At 35.9% G+C, this 19,344-nt stretch carries 22 protein-coding genes and 1 tRNA gene; 15 read left to right on the top strand and 8 right to left on the bottom strand.

Going from position 1 to position 19,344, the window contains the following annotated elements; genetic code table 11:
* Positions 1-57: 57 nt before the first annotated feature.
* Positions 58-396 (bottom strand): DUF4870 domain-containing protein, encoded by a 339-nt coding sequence (locus tag GSB9_00280; GenBank protein ID UKM63734.1) that lies wholly within the window; start codon positions 394-396, stop codon positions 58-60.
* Between the two features lie 106 nt (positions 397-502).
* Positions 503-1,342, bottom strand: coding sequence for a universal stress protein (locus GSB9_00279; protein UKM63733.1), 840 nt, complete (start codon positions 1,340-1,342; stop codon positions 503-505).
* Between the two features lie 377 nt (positions 1,343-1,719).
* Between GSB9_00279 and GSB9_00278 the strand changes: the two genes are divergently transcribed.
* The 3 genes from GSB9_00278 (at position 1,720) to GSB9_00276 (ending at position 4,362) form a co-directional block, all read left to right on the top strand.
* Entirely contained in the window at positions 1,720-2,772 is a 1,053-nt protein-coding gene (locus GSB9_00278; GenBank protein ID UKM63732.1) for a M28 family peptidase, read from the top strand.
* Positions 2,773-2,841: 69 nt separating this feature from the next.
* Positions 2,842-3,843 carry a M28 family metallopeptidase gene (locus tag GSB9_00277; protein UKM63731.2) on the top strand — a complete coding sequence of 334 codons (1,002 nt, stop codon included), beginning with the start codon at positions 2,842-2,844 and terminating at the stop codon, positions 3,841-3,843.
* A 207-nt stretch (positions 3,844-4,050) separates the two neighbouring features.
* Positions 4,051-4,362, top strand: coding sequence for an antibiotic biosynthesis monooxygenase (locus tag GSB9_00276; GenBank protein ID UKM63730.1), 312 nt, complete (start codon positions 4,051-4,053; stop codon positions 4,360-4,362).
* A gap of 73 nt (positions 4,363-4,435) precedes the next feature.
* Here GSB9_00276 and GSB9_00275 read toward each other — a convergent pair.
* Both GSB9_00275 and bshB1 read right to left on the bottom strand, forming a co-directional pair.
* A tRNA-His gene (locus GSB9_00275) sits at positions 4,436-4,511 on the bottom strand.
* 114 nt (positions 4,512-4,625) lie between these two features.
* Positions 4,626-5,342 (bottom strand): bacillithiol biosynthesis deacetylase BshB1, encoded by a 717-nt coding sequence (bshB1, locus tag GSB9_00274; GenBank protein UKM63729.1) that lies wholly within the window; start codon positions 5,340-5,342, stop codon positions 4,626-4,628.
* Positions 5,343-5,634: 292 nt separating this feature from the next.
* On the opposite strand from bshB1, the gene GSB9_00273 reads away from it, so the two are divergent.
* Both GSB9_00273 and GSB9_00272 read left to right on the top strand, forming a co-directional pair.
* Positions 5,635-7,476, top strand: a complete 1,842-nt coding sequence (locus GSB9_00273) for an SLC13 family permease (GenBank protein ID UKM63728.1) — start codon at positions 5,635-5,637, stop codon at positions 7,474-7,476.
* Positions 7,477-7,722: 246 nt separating this feature from the next.
* Positions 7,723-8,379: an HAD family phosphatase gene (locus tag GSB9_00272; GenBank protein ID UKM63727.1), complete on the top strand. Its 657-nt coding sequence runs from the start codon at positions 7,723-7,725 to the stop codon at positions 8,377-8,379.
* Here GSB9_00272 and GSB9_00271 read toward each other — a convergent pair.
* Both GSB9_00271 and mscL read right to left on the bottom strand, forming a co-directional pair.
* Complete coding sequence (locus GSB9_00271; GenBank protein ID UKM63726.1) at positions 8,371-8,823, bottom strand: DM13 domain-containing protein; 453 nt, start codon at positions 8,821-8,823, stop codon at positions 8,371-8,373. The two genes, GSB9_00272 and GSB9_00271, sit on opposite strands and share 9 nt — an antisense overlap.
* A gap of 116 nt (positions 8,824-8,939) precedes the next feature.
* Positions 8,940-9,392, bottom strand: a complete 453-nt coding sequence (gene mscL, locus GSB9_00270; GenBank protein ID UKM63725.1) for a large conductance mechanosensitive channel protein MscL — start codon at positions 9,390-9,392, stop codon at positions 8,940-8,942.
* A gap of 230 nt (positions 9,393-9,622) precedes the next feature.
* Here mscL and GSB9_00269 point away from each other — a divergent pair, with 230 nt between their 5' ends.
* From GSB9_00269 to GSB9_00265, 6 genes are all read left to right on the top strand, one after another.
* Entirely contained in the window at positions 9,623-10,225 is a 603-nt protein-coding gene (locus GSB9_00269; protein UKM63724.1) for a SatD family protein, read from the top strand.
* Entirely contained in the window at positions 10,219-10,941 is a 723-nt protein-coding gene (locus tag GSB9_00268) for a DUF3307 domain-containing protein (GenBank protein UKM63723.1), read from the top strand. The genes GSB9_00269 and GSB9_00268 overlap by 7 nt, the downstream gene beginning before the upstream one ends.
* A gap of 82 nt (positions 10,942-11,023) precedes the next feature.
* Positions 11,024-11,194 (top strand): hypothetical protein, encoded by a 171-nt coding sequence (locus GSB9_00267; GenBank protein ID UKM63722.1) that lies wholly within the window; start codon positions 11,024-11,026, stop codon positions 11,192-11,194.
* The gene (locus GSB9_03240; GenBank protein UOR30065.1) at positions 11,191-11,445 is read left to right on the top strand and encodes an META domain-containing protein; all 255 of its coding nucleotides are present in this window, start codon (positions 11,191-11,193) and stop codon (positions 11,443-11,445) included. Before GSB9_00267 ends, GSB9_03240 begins: the two co-directional genes overlap by 4 nt.
* A gap of 2 nt (positions 11,446-11,447) precedes the next feature.
* Positions 11,448-12,257, top strand: coding sequence for an META domain-containing protein (locus GSB9_00266; GenBank protein ID UKM63721.1), 810 nt, complete (start codon positions 11,448-11,450; stop codon positions 12,255-12,257).
* Between the two features lie 61 nt (positions 12,258-12,318).
* Positions 12,319-12,786, top strand: a complete 468-nt coding sequence (locus tag GSB9_00265; protein ID UKM63720.1) for a DUF423 domain-containing protein — start codon at positions 12,319-12,321, stop codon at positions 12,784-12,786.
* Positions 12,787-12,943: 157 nt separating this feature from the next.
* Here the strand turns inward: GSB9_00265 and ccsA are convergent, their stop codons facing one another.
* Together ccsA and GSB9_00263 are read right to left on the bottom strand one after the other, a co-directional pair.
* On the bottom strand, positions 12,944-16,129 hold the full coding sequence (gene ccsA / locus GSB9_00264) for a cytochrome c biogenesis protein CcsA (GenBank protein ID UKM63719.1): 3,186 nt from the start codon (positions 16,127-16,129) through the stop codon (positions 12,944-12,946).
* 179 nt (positions 16,130-16,308) lie between these two features.
* Positions 16,309-16,716, bottom strand: coding sequence for a group III truncated hemoglobin (locus tag GSB9_00263; protein UKM63718.1), 408 nt, complete (start codon positions 16,714-16,716; stop codon positions 16,309-16,311).
* A 58-nt stretch (positions 16,717-16,774) separates the two neighbouring features.
* On the opposite strand from GSB9_00263, the gene GSB9_00262 reads away from it, so the two are divergent.
* From GSB9_00262 to GSB9_00259, 4 genes are all read left to right on the top strand, one after another.
* The gene (locus GSB9_00262) at positions 16,775-17,542 is read left to right on the top strand and encodes a DUF2520 domain-containing protein (protein UKM63717.1); all 768 of its coding nucleotides are present in this window, start codon (positions 16,775-16,777) and stop codon (positions 17,540-17,542) included.
* Positions 17,523-18,053, top strand: a complete 531-nt coding sequence (locus tag GSB9_00261; protein UKM63716.1) for an HAD-IIIA family hydrolase — start codon at positions 17,523-17,525, stop codon at positions 18,051-18,053. Before GSB9_00262 ends, GSB9_00261 begins: the two co-directional genes overlap by 20 nt.
* Complete coding sequence (locus GSB9_00260) at positions 18,046-18,933, top strand: energy transducer TonB (protein ID UKM63715.2); 888 nt, start codon at positions 18,046-18,048, stop codon at positions 18,931-18,933. The genes GSB9_00261 and GSB9_00260 overlap by 8 nt, the downstream gene beginning before the upstream one ends.
* 91 nt (positions 18,934-19,024) lie before the next feature.
* The gene (locus GSB9_00259; protein ID UKM63714.1) at positions 19,025-19,342 is read left to right on the top strand and encodes a hypothetical protein; all 318 of its coding nucleotides are present in this window, start codon (positions 19,025-19,027) and stop codon (positions 19,340-19,342) included.
* Positions 19,343-19,344 lie beyond the last annotated feature (2 nt).

The following is a 19,344-nucleotide window of genomic DNA, read 5'->3' as shown; positions in this document are numbered from 1 at the left end:
CGCCCACTAAAACAAGTGGGCGTTTCTTTATTGTTTTAATTTACTGTTGAAGTTTTACTAGTTTATAAAATTAAAGGTAAACGGGTAAGTTGGAATTTCGCCCTTACTTGCTTTTATAGCATTTACAATAGGAAATACGACAGCTACCAGCCCTAAAACCATAAACCCTAAAAGGCCTAAACCAAACAACAATATCAACGGTACGCATATAATGCAATATACTATTAAACTCAGTTGAAAATTAATAATGTTTTTGCCGTGAGCATCCATTTGGTAAACCTTGTCTTTTTGCGTAAGCCAAAAAACCAATGGCAAAAGTAAACTGCCAAAACCTATAACTAAGGTAATAAGTTGGCTTAAGTGTGTTATAACTATCAGTTGATTATCTTGTCTCATAACGCTATGATATTTTGATTGATACTTTACCCATAAGACGCACTACTCTCAAAAATGTTACACATTTTCCTTAACAAAAAGTAACTTCATGTTGCAAAACATCACATTAATCCACCGGCATAACCAAAAAAGGGATATCAATTTTAAATGCAAAAGTTTCTACCGCGTGCCTAGTGAATAACCGTTCTAAAAATGAATGTTTTTTACTCATCATGGCCAGCATTTTTATATTGTTGTTTTCAATGTAGCTGTAAACGACATTAAAAATATCATGGCCAGTAACGTCTATAAACTCATGATTCGCATGAGGGAAATAAACCTTAAAAAAACCTTCATTTAAAGTTTGATTTTGGGCTAAATGGTTTTCGTCTGCAACATGAAGTATATTTAATTTAGAATTGTGTTGTAATATTATATCGCTAAGAGCCTTCAACTCTCGCTGTTTAAATACTTTTAAATTATTTGTTGTAAAGGCAACCGAATTTAACTGAATAAACTTACACCCCGTTGGAATAGCCAACACAGGTATTGGGCAGCGCTGCATTACACGTACCGTATTACTGCCAAAAAGTAACTTCCCGAGCCCAGACGCACCGTGCGTACCCATTATAATCAAGTCGATATCTTGATTATCACAAACTTGATTTATGGAGTCTACAAAATTATCATAATCTACTATGGTGTGAAATTGATGCTTTCTGTTTTTATATTTCTTTTTAACAGTAGCAATTATATTCTGCATCGATTTTTTTGAGGCATCAACCAAAGTCTTATAAACGGTGGTTGAAGAATTGACCACCATGAGGTCATCTGTTATGAACGATGACGCCTTCTGAACATTTAAAACATAAAATTGACAATACTCAGCTTTAAGCAATTCCATAGCGTAATGAATAGCGTTGATGGAATTTTTAGAAAAATCGGTAGGCAGTAGTATATTTTTCATCTGTTTACAAGCTTTATTTAAAACAAACCCTGATGATTACTGAGCAAACGGGCTATTATAATATAAAAAAATAATTTTTAAAAAACTGACTGTTAAGTAAATATAAAGCACTACCCCAACTAAAACTATGATAAAAATCAGTTGTCCGCCCCAAACCTAAATCTTATAAAAGCATAAAAACTTGAAGGTCTTAAAATTGGGAACTTGAACACTGACGAAGACAAATAGGAAGATATTCCAATAGGGCAGTAAGTATTTTCTCTTTTTTCATATATTTGTTGTTGATTTTTTTATGAAACTCGAACAATAAATAATTTTCCAGCCCCAGAGAATGTTTTGATTGTAAGTTACATGGGATTAAACCTATATAAACACAAATGAAAACCCTTGCTATTCTCTCTCTATTTACGTTAGTTGGTACATGTGCTACCCCAAAATACACGGCAAAAATTGAAAACCTTAAAAACAGCATCACATTTAACGATAGTATTTTGGTAAGAAAATATGCCAATACCATAACCGCCAATGAGCTAAAAACGCACCTCTACAAATTTTGCGACACTAATTTTGAAGGCCGGAAAATTGGCGAACCAGGACAAAAAAAAGCTGCCTTATTCTTAAAAAACTATTATCAAAGCGAAAACATTGCTTCGCCCATTAGTGGCAACCAATATTTTCAAACGGTTCCGTCTAGTTTCATGGAGAACCAATATAACAGTTCAGAAAATGTGTTGGCCTACGTTAAAGGCACAGAAAAGCCAGAAGAGGTCATTATCATTTCTGCTCATTTAGACCATTTGGGCATATCAGAAAACGGCAAAGTATTTCAAGGAGCCGACGATGATGGTTCGGGTAATGTTGCCCTAATGGAAATGGCCCAAGCCTTCAAACTTGCCAAACAAGATGGGCATGGCCCTAAAAGAAGCATCCTGTTTTTACATCTCACGGGAGAAGAGATTGGTCAACGCGGATCAGAATTTTATGTAAAACACCCCGTGTTTCCCCTAAGCCAAACACTTACCAACCTTAATATAGATATGATTGGGCGTGTTGACAATGTTCAAAAACCAAATGAGAACTACCTTTACCTTATAGGGTCTAATCGACTGAGCAAAGAATTGCACTACATCTCAGAAAAAGTAAACAGCACCTATTTCAATCTTAAAATAGATTACAGGTACAACATTGAAGATGAGGAAAACAACTACTATGCGCGTTCAGACCACTATAACTTTGCTCTGCAAGGTATTCCTGTTATTTTTTACTTTAATGGTGAACATGACGATTACCATAAGGTAACTGATACACCTGACAAAATAAACTTCGATTTTTTAGAAAAACGTACGAAACTCATTTTTGCTACAGCTTGGCAAATTGCAAACCAAAATCGCAGACTTTCAACCGACGATCAAAACGAACTGTTAAAATAGACTAAAGTTAAGTTAGCCTAACTACATTTTTTGTATTATAGTACACCAAAAAAACTTATTGCATTGAAAATCTTAGCTCTATTTATATCTGCTATTGTATCTATATCGTCTTGTAGCTCGCAAGACAAAACCGCAAAAAACAAAACCGCTGCACCCGAACATTATGCCAAAACTATTACGGCTTCAGAACTTAAAACTATGCTCTATACGTATGCATCCGATGATTTTGAAGGACGTAAAACTGGTGAACCTGGGCAAAAAAAGGCGATTGAATTTATAAAAAAGCATTACGTTGAAGCAGGTATCCCATCTCCCATTGCTGATGGGGACTATTTTCAGGAAATTCCGGCGTCCTATTTTCCAAGCGGCATCAAGGATTCCGAAAATGTTTTAGCTTTCATAAAAGGCAGTGAAAAGCCAGAAGAAGTTATTATCATTTCGGCTCACCTCGATCATATTGGTATTACAGGAAACGACCAAATAAATAATGGCGCAGACGACGATGGTTCTGGTACCGTTGCCATAATTGAAATTGCCAAAGCTTTTAAGGCCGCCCAAGAGGCTGGACATGGCCCAAAACGAAGCCTTTTATTTTTACACGTAACAGGTGAAGAACTTGGCCTTTACGGATCGCGTTATTACACCGAAGTTGACCCCATTTTACCCTTAAAAAACACGGTTGCCAATTTAAATATTGATATGATTGGTCGCGTTGATCAAAAACACGAAGGCAGCGATAACTACCTATACCTTATCGGGTCGGATAAATTGAGTACCGAACTGCACAACCTTTCTGAAAAGGTCAATAAAACCTATTTTAATTTAGAATTTGATTATACTTATAACGAAGACGACGACCCTAACCGTTTTTATTACCGATCTGATCACTACAATTTTGCAAAGCACAACATACCTGTCATATTTTATTTTAACGGAACCCATGCCGATTACCACAAACCAAGCGACACACCCGATAAAATAAATTATGAGTTTTTAGAAACCAGAGCGCGTTTAATTTTCCATATGGCTTGGGAACTCGCCAATAGAGCCGAGCGAGTAAAGTTGGATTGAAAATTGGAAGTAGAATGTTTAAAATATAATTATTCTTTTCTGCAGTTTATCCAATAACTTATTATTTTCAGAAAAAACAAAAAGCTAAACCTTTAACATCCTTAATGCATTACAACTCATTTTCTTAAATGAAATTAATCATGTTTTAGCTATATTTAGACTATTGTCAAGAAAATAAACCAATTTCCTATTAAATCTACTTTTCTAATGATAGCGCATACACCCCAACCACCTTATTACGCAGTAATTTTCTCTTCCATAAAATCGGGAAATGACGATGGCTACTCCCAGATGTCAAATTTAATGTTTAATCTAGCCAGTGAGCAACAAGGTTTTCTTGGTTTAGAAAGTGCCCAAAACGATTTAGGCATAACCGTTTCGTACTGGGAAGATTTAGAATCTATAAAGCAATGGAAACAACACACCGAGCACCAATACGCCCAAAAAGAAGGAAAGGCCAAATGGTACAAAGATTACAAGGTGCGAATTGCAAAAGTTGAACGCGACTATAGCTTTTAACCTTAAATACAACTAACTTGACTCCTAAAACAAAAAAAGCCCTTCAATAAAAATTGAAAGGCTTGGTCTTTTTGGGTGGAAGATCGGTCTCGAACCGACGACCTCCTGAACCACAATCAGGCGCTCTAACCAACTGAGCTACAACCACCGTGTTTAACGCATCATAAATGCGAGTGCAAATGTAAATGTTTTCTATGGTATCTACAAAATCTTTTTTTAATATTTTATGTTGGAATTAAAATAAAAAAAGGGCAAAAATACAATTACTTCAAAACGAATAGACTATCAACCGCTACATGACGCTCTACCGTAAAACCTTCGGCATACTCCACCCCCACTAAACGACCTAAATCTCGTGCTCTGTAAATAACACTATCCGTAAAGTTTTTGCTCGAAATAGGGGTTTGTGGCTCTTTACTACTCTGGTTAAAAAATTGGGTTTCGTACGCTAAAACCGAAGCCATTTTTTTATTGGAAAATCCAGTAATATCAACTACTACATCAGGCTCTAAATTTCTCCATTGTATGTAGTGGTACACTTGTTTTGGCCGCCAAGGCTGTTGCAATTCTCCGTTTAATTTGGTTTCAATCTTAACCAAGCCACTTAAAAAACAAGCATCGCTAGTCAACTTGCTAGCTTTACCATGATCAATATGCCTATCGTCAACCGCATTACATAATACAATTTCTGGCTGGTACTTTCTAATTTTTTTTATAATTTCCAATTGATGGTTTTCATCGTTTATAAAAAAACCATCGGCAAACCTTAGGTTTTCCCTTACCTGAACCCCAAGTATTTTAGCTGAGCGCTCGGCTTCTTCATCTCTAGTTTCTGCCGTACCGCGTGTGCCCAACTCGCCTCTGGTTAAATCAAGAATGCCTACCTTTTTTCCGTTGGCCACTTCTTTTGCAATGGTCCCGCCACAACCCAATTCAACATCATCTGGGTGAGCGCCAATCGCCAAAATATCTAATTTCATAGTTGTTTAATTTCAGTTTTTATATCCTAAACGCAGTCGTTTCTCAAAAATAATTGATAAAATATTCGATAATCGTAATATATACGATAACGAAAACGTATTCGATAACGCTTTCTTCATTTTTTACATTCTAAATATAACAATAATTGAAAAATGTCATGAATTGGTCAAGTATGACATAAATCATAATTAAGAATTTATTACCAAAGTAATTTTACACCATCAATTAAGAACGATTTTTCTTGAAAACGACTTATTTTTAAAATTCAAAACTAACAAAGAAAAACAAGATATGATTTATTTAATGCTCTTCATTTTAGTTGTTACCATAGCCCTTTTTGTTTGGGGTAAATTTACACCAGATATTGTGGCTCTAATATCGATGTTAAGTCTATTTTTAACAGGTATTTTAACCGCTGAGGAAACTTTAAGCGGGTTTAGTAACCCTACCGTTATTATGATTGCGGCACTCTTTATTATTGGTGAAGGCATCGCCCAAACAGGCTGGACCGCCATGGCCGGTAAAAAGTTTGTAGAATGGGCAGGCAACAGCGTACCTAAATTACTAGCCATAGTAACCTTGGGAGGCGGAATTTTGTCTGGTTTTGTAAGCAATACCGGTACGGTGGCTACATTAATGCCTTTAACCATTTCTTCGGCCTGGAGTATTGGTACATTTCCATCAAAAATGCTCATGCCTGTAGCTTTTGGCTCAAATACTGGCGGGCTACTTACATTAACGGGCACACCTCCAAATATTATTGCGAGCAATGCGCTTGTCGAGAATGGATTTGAAGGGTTTTCGTTCTTTGAATTCGCATTAATTGGAGCACCATTGCTCATTATTGCCATTCTATATTTCAGATTTATAGGTTACAAATTATTACCTAAAAATAAAACCAACAACAAACCAATCAATATTGAATCTACCCTGCACAACTGGATTGAATCTTATAAAGTAGATAATGGCTATTACCGTTTAAGAGTAAGATCTATTTCACCGCTATTGAACACCAAAATAGAAGCTTGGCAATTTGAAAAAAACTACAATGTTTCTATTATTAGAATAAAAAGAAGGCATCCCAACCTATTGAAACAAGTACCACAATTTATTGAGTTTCCAGACCCAAGCACAGAGTTTCTTTATCATGATATTATTACCGTGAAAGGCGACACGGAAGCCATAAATAAATTGATGATAACCTTCAGGCTCGGTCTATTACCTTTAGACCCCATTGCAGACGAACTAAAAAACAACTTGATAAACCAAGAGGTTGGCATGACCGAAGTTATCGTTAACCCAAACTCTATATTAGTTGGAAGAAAATACAAATTAGGCGACTATTTTAAACGATTTGGCATTCAGCTTTTAGCAGCATCTAGAGACAAAGAAGCCTTATTGGACAAGGAAATTACGGTTAAGGCTGGCGATGCATTTCTAATTCGAGGTACTTGGGAGAATATTGAAGATTTAAAAAAACAACATGAAAATTTAGTTATTATAGGTAGTCCGGAGGGAATGGCCAAAAATGTTGAAAAACTAAACCACAAATCCTTTATTGCCTTAGGGGCACTTATTTTGATGATTATATTCATGGTTTTCAAAATAGTTCCCGGATCTATTGCTGCATTAATTTCTGCTGGAGTCGTTTTATTAACAGGTTGTGTTCCTATCTCTAAAGCTTACAAGGGCATCAGTTGGACAAGTGTGGTTATGATTGCGGCCATGATCCCTATGGGCATAGCACTGCAAAAAACCGGTACGGCACAAATTATTGCTAACGGATTGGTTGATTATTTAGGAGCAATACACCCTGTAGCACTTTTAGGAGGCGTATTTTTATTAACTACAACCTTTAGCCAGGTTATTAATAATTCGGCTACAGCCGTACTTATGGCGCCCATTGCTATTTTGGCCGCTAGTTCGCTAAATTTATCGCCCGAACCTTTTATGATTGTAGTTGCCATAAGTGCATCAACAGCATTTTTAACACCAATAGGCACTACCACCAACGCTATGGTAATGACGGCCGGCGCATACAAATTTATGGACTACCTAAAAGTTGGCGCTCCACTCCTGCTCATATTTTTCATAATAACTTTACTATTAGTACCAACCATATGGCCATTATAAAAATTGTACTCTCAGCATCCAAACAAATTACTGAAGGTGGTCCATTAATTGATGAACACCATCACTTACATGAGCACTTTTAAACTTGGGTTCTTTTTGTTGTGAGAGGCTGTTTTAATAATAATGAAACAGCCTCTTTTTTTATTTTCTAGCTAGATAAAAGCTTAAAATTCTAACATGACCTTAACAAGCATTTTTTAAGCATTGCTAATTAATTCAATATATTCGCAAAAAAAAAAAAGAGAGATGCTAAAAGCAGTTATTTTTGACATGGACGGTGTTATAATTGATAGCGAGCCCATGCACAACAAAGCCTACCACGATCTGTTCGATGAGATTGGTATTGAAGTTTCACCAAAACTTTACCAATCGTTTACAGGGCAATCTACTATAAACATTTGTAAGCGCTTACAAGATCATTTTAATTTGCAACAATCGCCTGAAAGTTTGGTAGCTCTTAAACGTAAACACTATAAGCGTTTTTTTGATTCTGATTCTGACCTTACCCTAATTGACGGTGTTTTAGACCTTATTAAAGATTACCATAGCAATGGATTGACCTTGGTCTTGGGGTCTTCGGCTTCTATGGACGGCATCAATCAAATTTTTGAGCGTTTTGACCTAAACCAATATTTTAAAGCAAAATTTAGTGGTGGTGACTTAAAACAGTCGAAACCACATCCTGAAATTTTTATAAAATCGGCTGCTGCAACAGGTTTTACAAGAGAGGAATGCATGGTTATCGAAGACTCTACCAACGGTGTTGAAGCAGCAAAAGCTGCAGGTATTTTTTGTGTTGGCTACGACAGTTTTCATTCAAAAAACCAAGACTACAGTAAGGCCGATATGGTAATAAGCGATTTTAAGGATATTGCTTACCATAAAGCAAAAACCTTACTCTAAAACGGCGTAGCCAAAATTAACCGAAAACTCAACACACCATATAATAACATGGTTGTAGGTGGTATAGTCTATATTTTCGGGTAAATCGTATTGGTAATCGCCTTTAATGCCTTTTAGTTCACCCAACGAAATAAAATCAGATGCATTTGTATTTGTAGCGAGGTATACTTCTAAAAGTGGACCATCGTCCGTACTAAAATTTTTGAATAATAATTGGGTTTTGTCTTTGTTGACAGTAGCTATTCCCGACGTAGGATGGTTTACTGAAACAAAATCTCCAGAATAAGCACTTCCCATGTCTGCTTCTTCGCTATTCCCACTGTTCTCTTCCATGTCCATACGGTCATCCATCTGCATATCTTCTTTTTCAGGAATAGTGTCATTTGACTCCGAACAGGCTTGAAACATTAAAACCATTAAAAAAAGCAGATAAAAGGTTCTCATATCGTAAGGAATTTATATTTATAATCGTCGAGAATAAAATTGACTAATTACAATTAATCAAAAAAAAATAACGTTCTATTATAAACGGAAACTTTTGTCCATTAAAAAACCAAATCTTATTTATATTTCTGGCTTGTCTTTATAAGCTTATTTTGTTCTTTCATAAGCTCGTTCAAGTTCGTTAGCAATTCTATATCTTTTGGCGTGGCCACGGTTTTATCTTTAGAATCGTGTGCTCTATTTTTAAGTCGGTTCATAAATTTCACCACAATAAACACGGTAAAACCAATAATTAAAAAATCGAGCATTACTTCACCTAAAGCACCATAACCTATGGCAACTTCATCGATTAAAACACCACCTTCTGCATCCAGTACAGCATCTCTTAAAATAATACGACGCTGCTCAAAATTAACACCATTTGTCAGTAACGATATTGGTGGCAAAAACACTTGCTTTACCAAAACATCAATCACTTTGTTAAACGAAGCACCAATGATAATACCAATGGCCATTTCTATCATATTACCTTTTACGGCAAATTCTTTAAACTCTTTTAATAGCTTCATAAATCTTGTTTTTAATTGAACTGCAAATATATCAGAACATGATATTAGAAAACACCGCCAAAATCTTAAATTATTTGAATTTAAAATCACCCACATTAATTTATTACCTTTAAAAATGATATTTTAATTTATTAGTCTTTTAGTTAATATTTTAATTTATTAGTCTTTTAGTTAATATTTTTGGAGTTATCATAGAAAGTTTATACATTTGAGTACCTATTACAAAACAAATGACCAGTATTATAACCGGCGACATTATCAATTCACAAAAAACCTCTCCAGATAAGTGGTTAGAAACGCTTAAAGCTATTTTAAGACACTATGGAGACGCGCCATCGGCTTGGGAAATTTATCGTGGCGATAGTTTTCAACTGGAAGTTAGCCCTGCAGAAGCCCTAGAGGCCTGCTTATTGATAAAATCGGGCATTAAACAATTTAACCATGTTGATGTACGTTTGGCCATTGGAATTGGCGAAAAAACCTATCACTCTAAAAACATTACGGAGGCCAATGGCAGTGCTTTTGTAAATTCGGGAAAATGTTTTGAAAACTTAAAAAAAACTACCTTGGCGATAAAATCGCCGTTTGCAGACTTTGATAGCGCCATAAACCTAATGCTGGAACTCGCGCTATTAACCCTAGACAACTGGACCAACAACTCTGCTATGTTGGTAAAAACCGTCTTAGAAAACCCTGAATTAAACCAAAGCCAGATTGCTGAAATGTTACAGAGAACGCAGGGCAATATAAGCCAAGGGCTTAAACGCGCTGGTTATGACGAAATTTCCAAATTATTGCTTTATTTTAAAACGCAAATACAGACCTTATGCTAAGTTTTGCCCTTAAACTATTGTTGGCCCATTTAATAGGCGATTTTTTGTTTCAGCCCCAAAAATGGGTACAGCATAAAGAAGAACACCGATACAAATCGAAGTTTTTATATTGGCACGTTTTGGTGCACGCCTGTGTGCTGATATTGGTGCTTCAATTCAATTTTAAGTATTGGCTGGGCATGCTTATAATTATTCTATCGCACTACGTTATTGATCTTGTAAAACTTCAATTAAAACCTAAGGTTAATAATCGGTTACTATTTGCCCTAGACCAACTGGCGCACCTTATAATCATTGCCGTGGCCATCAATCTATATTTCCCATTAAAAGTAGATTTAAATACCCTTTTCGGTACAGGAACCCTGCTTTTTATAACCTGCATTTTGGGCGTAACTCAGGTCTCTTCTATAATTATGAAAACCTTAATATCTAAATGGGACGTTTCAGAATACACCGAAACCGACTCTTTAAAACATGCCGGTGCTTACATAGGCATCCTTGAGCGTTTGTTTGTTTTTATGTTTATCATCACCAATCACTGGGAAGGTGTAGGTTTTTTGATTGCTGCCAAATCTGTATTTCGTTTTGGCGACCTATCAAAAAGCAAAGACCGAAAACTTACCGAGTACATTTTAATTGGCACACTGCTTAGTTTTGGTTTGGCCATTGTATTTGGCTTGGGATTTAATTATATTTTACAACTCATTGAAAATTAAATAATTCAACTTATTTTCAGTTAAAATTTGTGTGTATTTACGTATATTTGAGTACGTATTACAAATATTAACATTTTAAATTATGAAATCAACGCTGGTTTTATGCATCGCTCTTTTGAGTTTTATTGTTTTTTCTTGTAATTCCAACAAAAGCAACAGCGACAAATTGTACAACACTACTTGGGAACTGGAGTATATTTCTGGGCCTCGTATTGCTTTTAAGGGTTTGTTTCCTAAAAAAACCCACAAATAACGTTTAATGAAACATCTAAAAATGTAGCGGGAAATAACAGTTGCAATGCCTATTCGGCGCCTTTTAAACTTGAAGGGGAAACCGTTTCTTTTGGAGAACCGCGCATTACAACCATGATGTATTGTGGCGAAGGTGAAAAGGTGTTTTTAAACACGATGAAAAAAATAAATAAGTACAGCTTTGATGACTATGGGAAACTAAACTTAATGGTCGATGATATCCCCATGATGTGGTTTCATAAAATCCAATAGATATGAAAAAGGCTACTATATTCGTACTGGGTATTATCTTATTAGTTTCTTCATGTGTTGATAAGAAACCTAAAGTAAGTAATACTGTTAAACCAGTTGAAAATATACTATCAGACACTACCTCACAAACCACCCAAGCTTCTAAAAAAGTAAATCCGAGCGATGTATATTTTAAAGCCAGTGGTACCGAACCGTTTTGGAGTTTAACCATATCTCCGAAAATAATTAAACTAAACACCATAGAAGACTCCATTGTAACACCGCATACAACACCCAATCTTGCTCAAGACAGCAATGTAAAGCAATATGCACTACATACCGAAATGGCACAAATGAATATTCAAATTAGCCAAACTGAATGCACAAATGCTATGTCTGGTGCAATCTCACCCTATGTTGTTAAAATCAATAAGAAAACAGGTAAAGACAAAAAATTTACCTCTTTAAAGGGTTGTGGCAAATACGTAACCGATTACCGCTTGCACGACATCTGGGTTTTAGAAGAACTCACTGAAAAAAAAGTAAGTGAAGCACCCTTTGAAAAGGAACCTCCTTATATGGAAATCAACGCTAACTTAAACTCATTTAAAGGTTATGCCGGTTGTAATACAATGAATGGCAAACTGTTTTTTGAACCTGGCATTTTACGATTTACAGATATTACCACTACCAAAATGATGTGTCAACAAAATAACCTTGAAAATCAATTTTTAAACGCTCTAAAAGTCGTTACCGATTATAAAATAGAAAATAACAGGCTGTGGCTATCCAATCCGTCTAAAAATCTTATGGTTTTGATAAAGATAGATTAGTTTAGGCTGGTTACAAGCTTAAAAAATTAATTGGTTAGTTGTCCTCTAATAAAATAACAATATGAAAAAATGGCATTTTAAAACAAAAAACTCCCCCAAAACCATCGGTCAAAGCATGGAAAACGCACTTAATTCTGTAAACGGTTTGGTATTTAATATGAAGAAAGGAGAAAACGATTCGGTTATGTTTAACTTCCGAAAAAGGATTCTTTACCCTTGGTACTTATTCTTTCTAAACAGTTTAGTGGTTCGTGGAAAATTAACAAAATCAGAAACTGACTATGAAACCCACGTAGAAATTTCGTTTAAACAACATTTTTTATGGGTTTTAGTCATATTTACAAACATGATTGTTGGGTTGGCTGTTTTAATTGCAGTGATTTCAGAAAAAAACAGTAGCACCTATGTGTATTTAATAGGAGGATTGATAATAACTATTGGAATTATATTGTGGATTAGAATTCAGAAAAAATATGTGGCCAACATACAAGAATACAAGGATTTGATTTCTAAAATATTTGGGGTTTAGAAAGGAAAATGCTTGGTAATAACGTGAATAAAAAAATTTTCTTGCAGTTTTAAACCGTGTTGCTCAATTTAATGTATCTAATTTGCCATAAGAAAAACTTCACATTCAAACACGTAACCTTCCAAAACAGAATACCAATAAAAATACGAATTCAACCTTACTTTTTATAGTGTTTCGCATATCCGCGATAAGCGAGAAAGCCAAGAATAGCAACAAGTACACAGGCGATACCAATAAACTTTACACTTACAATTTGGTCACCACTAGCATAGCTATGTAGTCCGGCCAAATAGAAATTCACCCCAAAATAAGTCATCATAATACTGGCAAATGCTATAATCGACATCAGGTTAAAAAACCATCGGCCACGCAATCCAGGCACCAAACGCGCATGTATAACAAAGGCGTAAACCATAATACTGATAAGCGCCCACGTTTCTTTAGGATCCCAGCCCCAATAACGCCCCCAACTTTCGTTGGCCCACATACCGCCTAAAAAGTTCCCGATGGTAAGCATCACCAAGCCCACTGTAAGCGCCATTTCATTAATAATAGTCAGCTCTTTAATATTCAAATCCATTTTAGCTTTGTTAGCTTTGGTGGTAAAAATCATCAATAGCAGCGATACCACACCTAAAATCATTCCCAAAGTAAAGGGGCCGTAACTCGCCACTATTACCGCCACATGAATCATAAGCCAATAACTGTTTAAAACAGGCTGCAGATTGGCAATAGCAGGATCCATCCAGTTCCAATGGGCAATCATTAAAATCATAGCAGTAACAAAAGCTGTAGATGCTAAGGTCAAATCACTTTTTCTTCCAAAGGCCAAACCAAAAAACATAGTGGCCCATGCCACATAAATCATCGACTCGTAGGCATCACTCCACGGCGCATGTCCAGAAATGTACCAACGCGCTATAAGCCCTGCGGTGTGCAGCACAAAAAGTCCTAAAATGATAAACTTAAATACTTTTATGGAGGTGTTTAAAGGCCTGCTGTTGTCTTTAAAAATCTGAACAATCAACAACACGAACATAAAAAAACCGGCATACAAATACCAACTGAACAGTTTCTTAAAAATATCGTATTTGTTATAAAGTATTTCGGTGTTGATTTTTTTATCGCTAAGCATCACCTCGCCACCGTAACGGTGTTGTGTTTTTTTGAAAGCTTCAAGTAATTTTTCGGGTTCTGAAAAATCACCCGTTTGCTTGGCTTGGTTTAAGGTGAACAAATAGGTCCTGAATCCATTTTTTACAAAATTAGCATACAACGAATCCTTGATTACTGAAGGCTTTTTTTGGTAATCGTAGGTTGAAATCCATTTATTATTGCCGTCTTCTGGAATAGGAAAAATTTTTAGCGACATACCCTCAATCGTATTGTACAATAAACTCACGCGCTGATCGGTTTCCTTAAACTCTTTTTGAAATCCGTTAGGCACTTGCGCTTTGTAAGCTTCATCTAAAAACGGTGCTAATTTGTATTCGCCACTATTGGTGAAAAAATCGGCCAATGCCACATAATTTTCAGATTTTGGAATATTGATAAGCGACCTAATAGAATCGCTTTTCTTCGGTTTTAAATAAATGATAGGAACGTTATACCACAACATCGGGCTTTCCTGAATGGAAAGAAACACTTGATTGGCATCAAAATCTTCGTAAGTATCATGTTTACTAAGTTTACGAAGCATTTCGGAAGCATAAGTATTCAATGGCATCATACGACCGCTAAGATCCTGAATCACCAAATGTCCAAATTTATCGGCATGTGTTTTTGGTGTTATATTGGCTTTCAAAATAGAATCGATTTGCGCTTTGGTGGTCTTTGTGTGGTTATGCCCATCGTTAGCAGAATGCTCCTGTGAAAATCCAGACAAGGCCAAGAAAAACATCAAAATAGTTAAGGCTTTCGCCTTTTTTGCTTTTACTTTTTCAAGAAACTTTTTAAGCTCGCCAAAACGTGAATGCTTACTGAATAAAATAGCCATCAACCCAAAATAGAGCATAAAATAACCTATGTACGTAATTAAAGTGCCCCAATAATCGTGATTTACAGAAAGGATGGTCCCTTTTTCGTCGGGATCGAAACCAGATTGAAAAAAGCGATAGCCATCGTGATCTAGGATATTGTTCATGTAAATTTTATAATCAAAATTATCGGTTCGTTCATCTAAAACCGTCACTTTGCTGGAATATGCCGAATAGCCACGCTCGGTACCGGGGTAGCGTTCAGCTTCAAAATCGTTTAACTTTATCGAAAACGGCAACTCCAACGCTTTGCTTCCGTATTTAAACGCAAAATCCAATCCACCAACTTCAACTTGCTTAAACTCGCCATTAGTTCCTTTCCCTCCAATTATTCCTACCTGTTTGGTTTCACCGTTGGTTGTTACTTTAAGTACCACACCGTCTTTGTCGTTTTTAAGCATTTGAGATGTTTTAACCACATCAAAACGTCCCTTAATTACGGGTTTTGGAAACACCATTTGCATGTTACCGATGACATAACGCGAGCGTAAATGCAGGGGCTGAATACTATCTTTTAACAGTTTGCCTTGTGCCCTGGTCGCCATGGTCATGTATTCGCCTTCAAAGGGTGAATTTATGGTAAGTGAATCGCCTTTATAGGTAATATTAACAGCGCCATCGGTTGGTTTATTCAGTGCAAAAAGTATACTATGAATGCTACTTACCTGCCCTACTTTTAAAAAGTGATTATGTGGTCCAGATTGTCCGGCTTCAACAATTTTAAGATATTCTTCGCCATTATCATCAGGCACGATATCTTCTTCGGCACCAACAATAAACTTTTCCAATTCAATCTTAACGGGCTGCTGGTCGTATTTAGTTTCAATTTCAAAATCGTTTTCCATTCTGCCAGAAAAATCCACTTCACGTTCAATAGGCAAACGTTGTGGCACACCATCAATCATATAATCTCCATCAATGTATGTGGTGAGGTATGTTTTTTGAGAAAGGAACGTGTTTTCCGTAGCGCCTTCCCTAATGGCCATCATACCTTCAAAGCTTACATAACGCGTTATAAAAGCGCCTAAAAGAATAAAAATAAAGGCAATATGCAGAATAAAGGTGGCCCATTTTTCTTTTTTGTAAAGCCTGAATCTAAAAATATTGCCAACAAAATTTATTACAAAAAACACCATAATGGCCTCAAACCACCAGGCGTTATAAATCAAATTTCTAGTGTAAGGCGTGGGCGATGTGTCTTGTCCGGCATCTAAAATAGTACCTGTTGCCATAGCAGCAGCAAAAACAATAAACAATACGGCGGTAAGCTTGGTTGAAAAGAAAATATTGGCCAACTTTTTTTGCATAATATGTGCCTATTTTAAGGTCGTGCAAATTTAGGGATTTAAGTTTATTTGGACGTGTTAAAGTGTTATAAAAAAAAGAAGGCATAAATTCGAAGACCGAAGTTTGAAACAGGAACCCTTTACACTTGTAAAGACATTAGGTTCAAAAATGCAACAGCCAATGCTGCTGTGGCAGAACACTACACCCTACTACTCCTAGACTGAAAAATATTCATGTATAAAAACGTGGCCATTTTACGGGCACGGCGTTTGGCATTTTCGGCAGTATCACCCTTAAAGAGTTCATCGATGGTTTGTAACCAAAGGTTTAACCAAATTCCGAAATGCATTTCCGTAATGCTATGATTATTATCGGCATCTACTTTTACGTGGGCCTTTAGAGGGTTTCCGATATATTTTTTTTCGAGTTTCCGTGTCATAAATAAACTACTTTCCCAAAAGGTTGTCAATAGCTCTAAGTGCTCATCCCAATTATCAATAGCGTTATTGAAAATTGGCCCTAAAACATTATTTTTTCTAACTTTTCCGTAAAAAGTCGATACCAAAAGAAAAACATCCTCGCGCGTTTGAATATCTTTTTTGCACATATTGCACAAAGATACAGCTTAGGTTTTTAAATCGGGCATTATTAACTATTTTAGCCCTATGATTTCAGTAGTGTTAGTTGGTGCTGGCAATGTGGCCACCCATTTGTTTAAAGGTTTAAAAAAGACAGAAAACATCTCTGTTGTTCAATGGTTTAACAGAAATTTAGACCGTTTAACCCCATACAAAATTGAAGTTGACATCACCAATAATTTAGACGATTTAAAAGCGGCCGATGTCTATATTTTGGCAGTTAGTGACGATGCCATAAGTGAACTTTCAAGTCAGTTACCTTTTGAAAACAGGTTGGTGGTTCACACTTCGGGATGTGCCAATGTTCATGAATTGGACAAAAAGCATAAACGCGGGGTGCTTTACCCGTTGCAGACCTTCAGTAAAGATGCTGAAATGGATTTTGCCAATGTGCCAATCTGCATTGAAACTATTGATAAAAAAAGTTACCCGTTATTAAAAAAATTGGCACAAAGTTTGGGAAGCCCCATCAAGCGTATTAACAGCAACCAGCGACGCGTATTGCACTTAGCGGCTGTTTATGTAAACAATTTTACCAATCAGCTATACCGAATTGGGCACGAAATAACGGAAAGCGAAGGCGCCGAATTCGACATGCTTAAACCGCTGATTTTAGAAACAGCCAAAAAGGTACAAGACATGTCGCCTTACGTGGCTCAAACAGGCCCAGCCAAGCGCAACGATCAAAAAACAATAAACAGTCATTTAAAGCTTTTAAACAACCATCACCACAAAGCGATATACGAACTGCTAACCACCTCGATACAACATACCCATGGAAGAAAAAAGTTATAAAGAATATTTAGAGCACATTACCACCTTTATTTTTGACGTTGATGGCGTTTTAACCGACGGTTCTGTAACCATAACCACCAACGGTGAAATGCTACGCACCATGAATACCAAAGACGGTTACGCCATTAAAACCGCCTTAAACCAAGGCTTTAATGTTTGTATTATTTCTGGAGGAACCAATGAAGGTGTGCGCGTTAGGTTAAACCATTTGGGAGTAAAACATGTATTTCTAGGTTCGGACAATAAAATTGAACAGCTTAACCAATATTTTAGCGATAATAATATTAAATCTGAAAACACACTATACATGGGTGATGATATTCCCGATTATCCAGTAATGAATTTGGTTGGTTTGCCTTGCTGTCCTCAAGATGCCGTTCCAGAGATCAAGAGTATCTCAAAATATATTTCTCACAAGCAGGGCGGCAAAGGTGCCGTGCGCGATGTTATTGAGCAAGTACTTAAAGTTCAAGGAAAATGGAGTAGCAATTATGGTGCAAAGTATGATTAATATAAACATTGGCGGCGCAATAAAGAATCTCACCATTGTTTTGTTGTACTTTACATTTAACGCTTTATTTTCTCAGAACATTTCGAATAAAATCCTTGATGGGTCATGGAAAGTCATTGAGGCCAATATAGATACTTCAATATCTAATTTCAACAAAAAAGAGATAGATGCATTACATTCCTTTTTTAAAAGCACAGCATTTATTTTTAACAAAAAAGGGATTGTTTTCATTAAAACCGACAAATCCATACCCAAACCTTTTAACAATAACATATTCAATAAAGCCTTGTATTTCTATACCGCCAACAATACTATTAACATTGGCAACAGTAAAAAAATGTCTAATATCCTGTATGTTCAGGCTCAGCAAAAAGAAAACAGCCTTTTATTAAATTTCAATGGCGCCCAACTCGAATTAAAAAAAATAGGAAAAAGCACTAAACTTAAAATAGATAAAGAAGCGCTGCTATCAACCGGCCGATTTTTAGAAAACAAACCTTTGATTAACGATACCATAGAAGAAATCATCGAAAACAATCTAGATGCATTTAGCACAACCTATAATTGCGCCCATTTAAAAAACAAAAGCGAGTTAAAAAAATGCGTGTCGCAAACTGTTATGGGCTTTTTTATGCGGAAATTTAATACTGAAATAGCATCTAGCTTAGGTTTATCTGGCATGTTTAAAAGTGATATTGAATTTATAATAAATGACAAAGGCCATGTAACAAACATAAGTGTAGAATCCAATAACGAAGGGTTAAGCGATGAAATTATAAGAACGGTAAATAGGTTTCCCAGATTCATACCTGCCATAAAAAACAACAAATATGTAAATTCAAAATACAGTTTCCCATTTGTTTTTCAGGTGCAAGATTAATACTTTTAAAGCACTCCCTGTAGAGTGAAAATTAACAATGACGTTTTTTATGAAATAAAGAAAATAAAAGTATCTAACCACATTAAACACTTTGAGCAGAAACAAAAGGCGACATAGTACAGGTTTTGGTTATATAGGTTTTGGCAATAACCAAAGCGTATTTAACCAATCGGCTAACAAAAGCTTTTCGGCTTTAAAAGAAAAACTAAATGAAGAAACCCACTACCACCATCAACTTAATTTTCTTCATAAAAAACTGTCGAAAGAAGAAAAGGAAACCATAAAAAACAACATAAGAAAAGCCGAAAAAATGAGAACCCAAAAAACGATTATAGCATTTTTGTTAATAACAATTCCGGTTGGGTTTTTCATTCGGTTTTTAATAATAAAACTAGCTTCTAATTTTTAAGG

Source organism: Flavobacteriaceae bacterium GSB9 (assembly GCA_022749295.1).
Lineage (GTDB): Bacteria > Bacteroidota > Bacteroidia > Flavobacteriales > Flavobacteriaceae > Flavisericum.
Note: the sequence above shows the minus strand (reverse complement) of the source record. Positions and strands in the feature narration are given on the sequence as shown.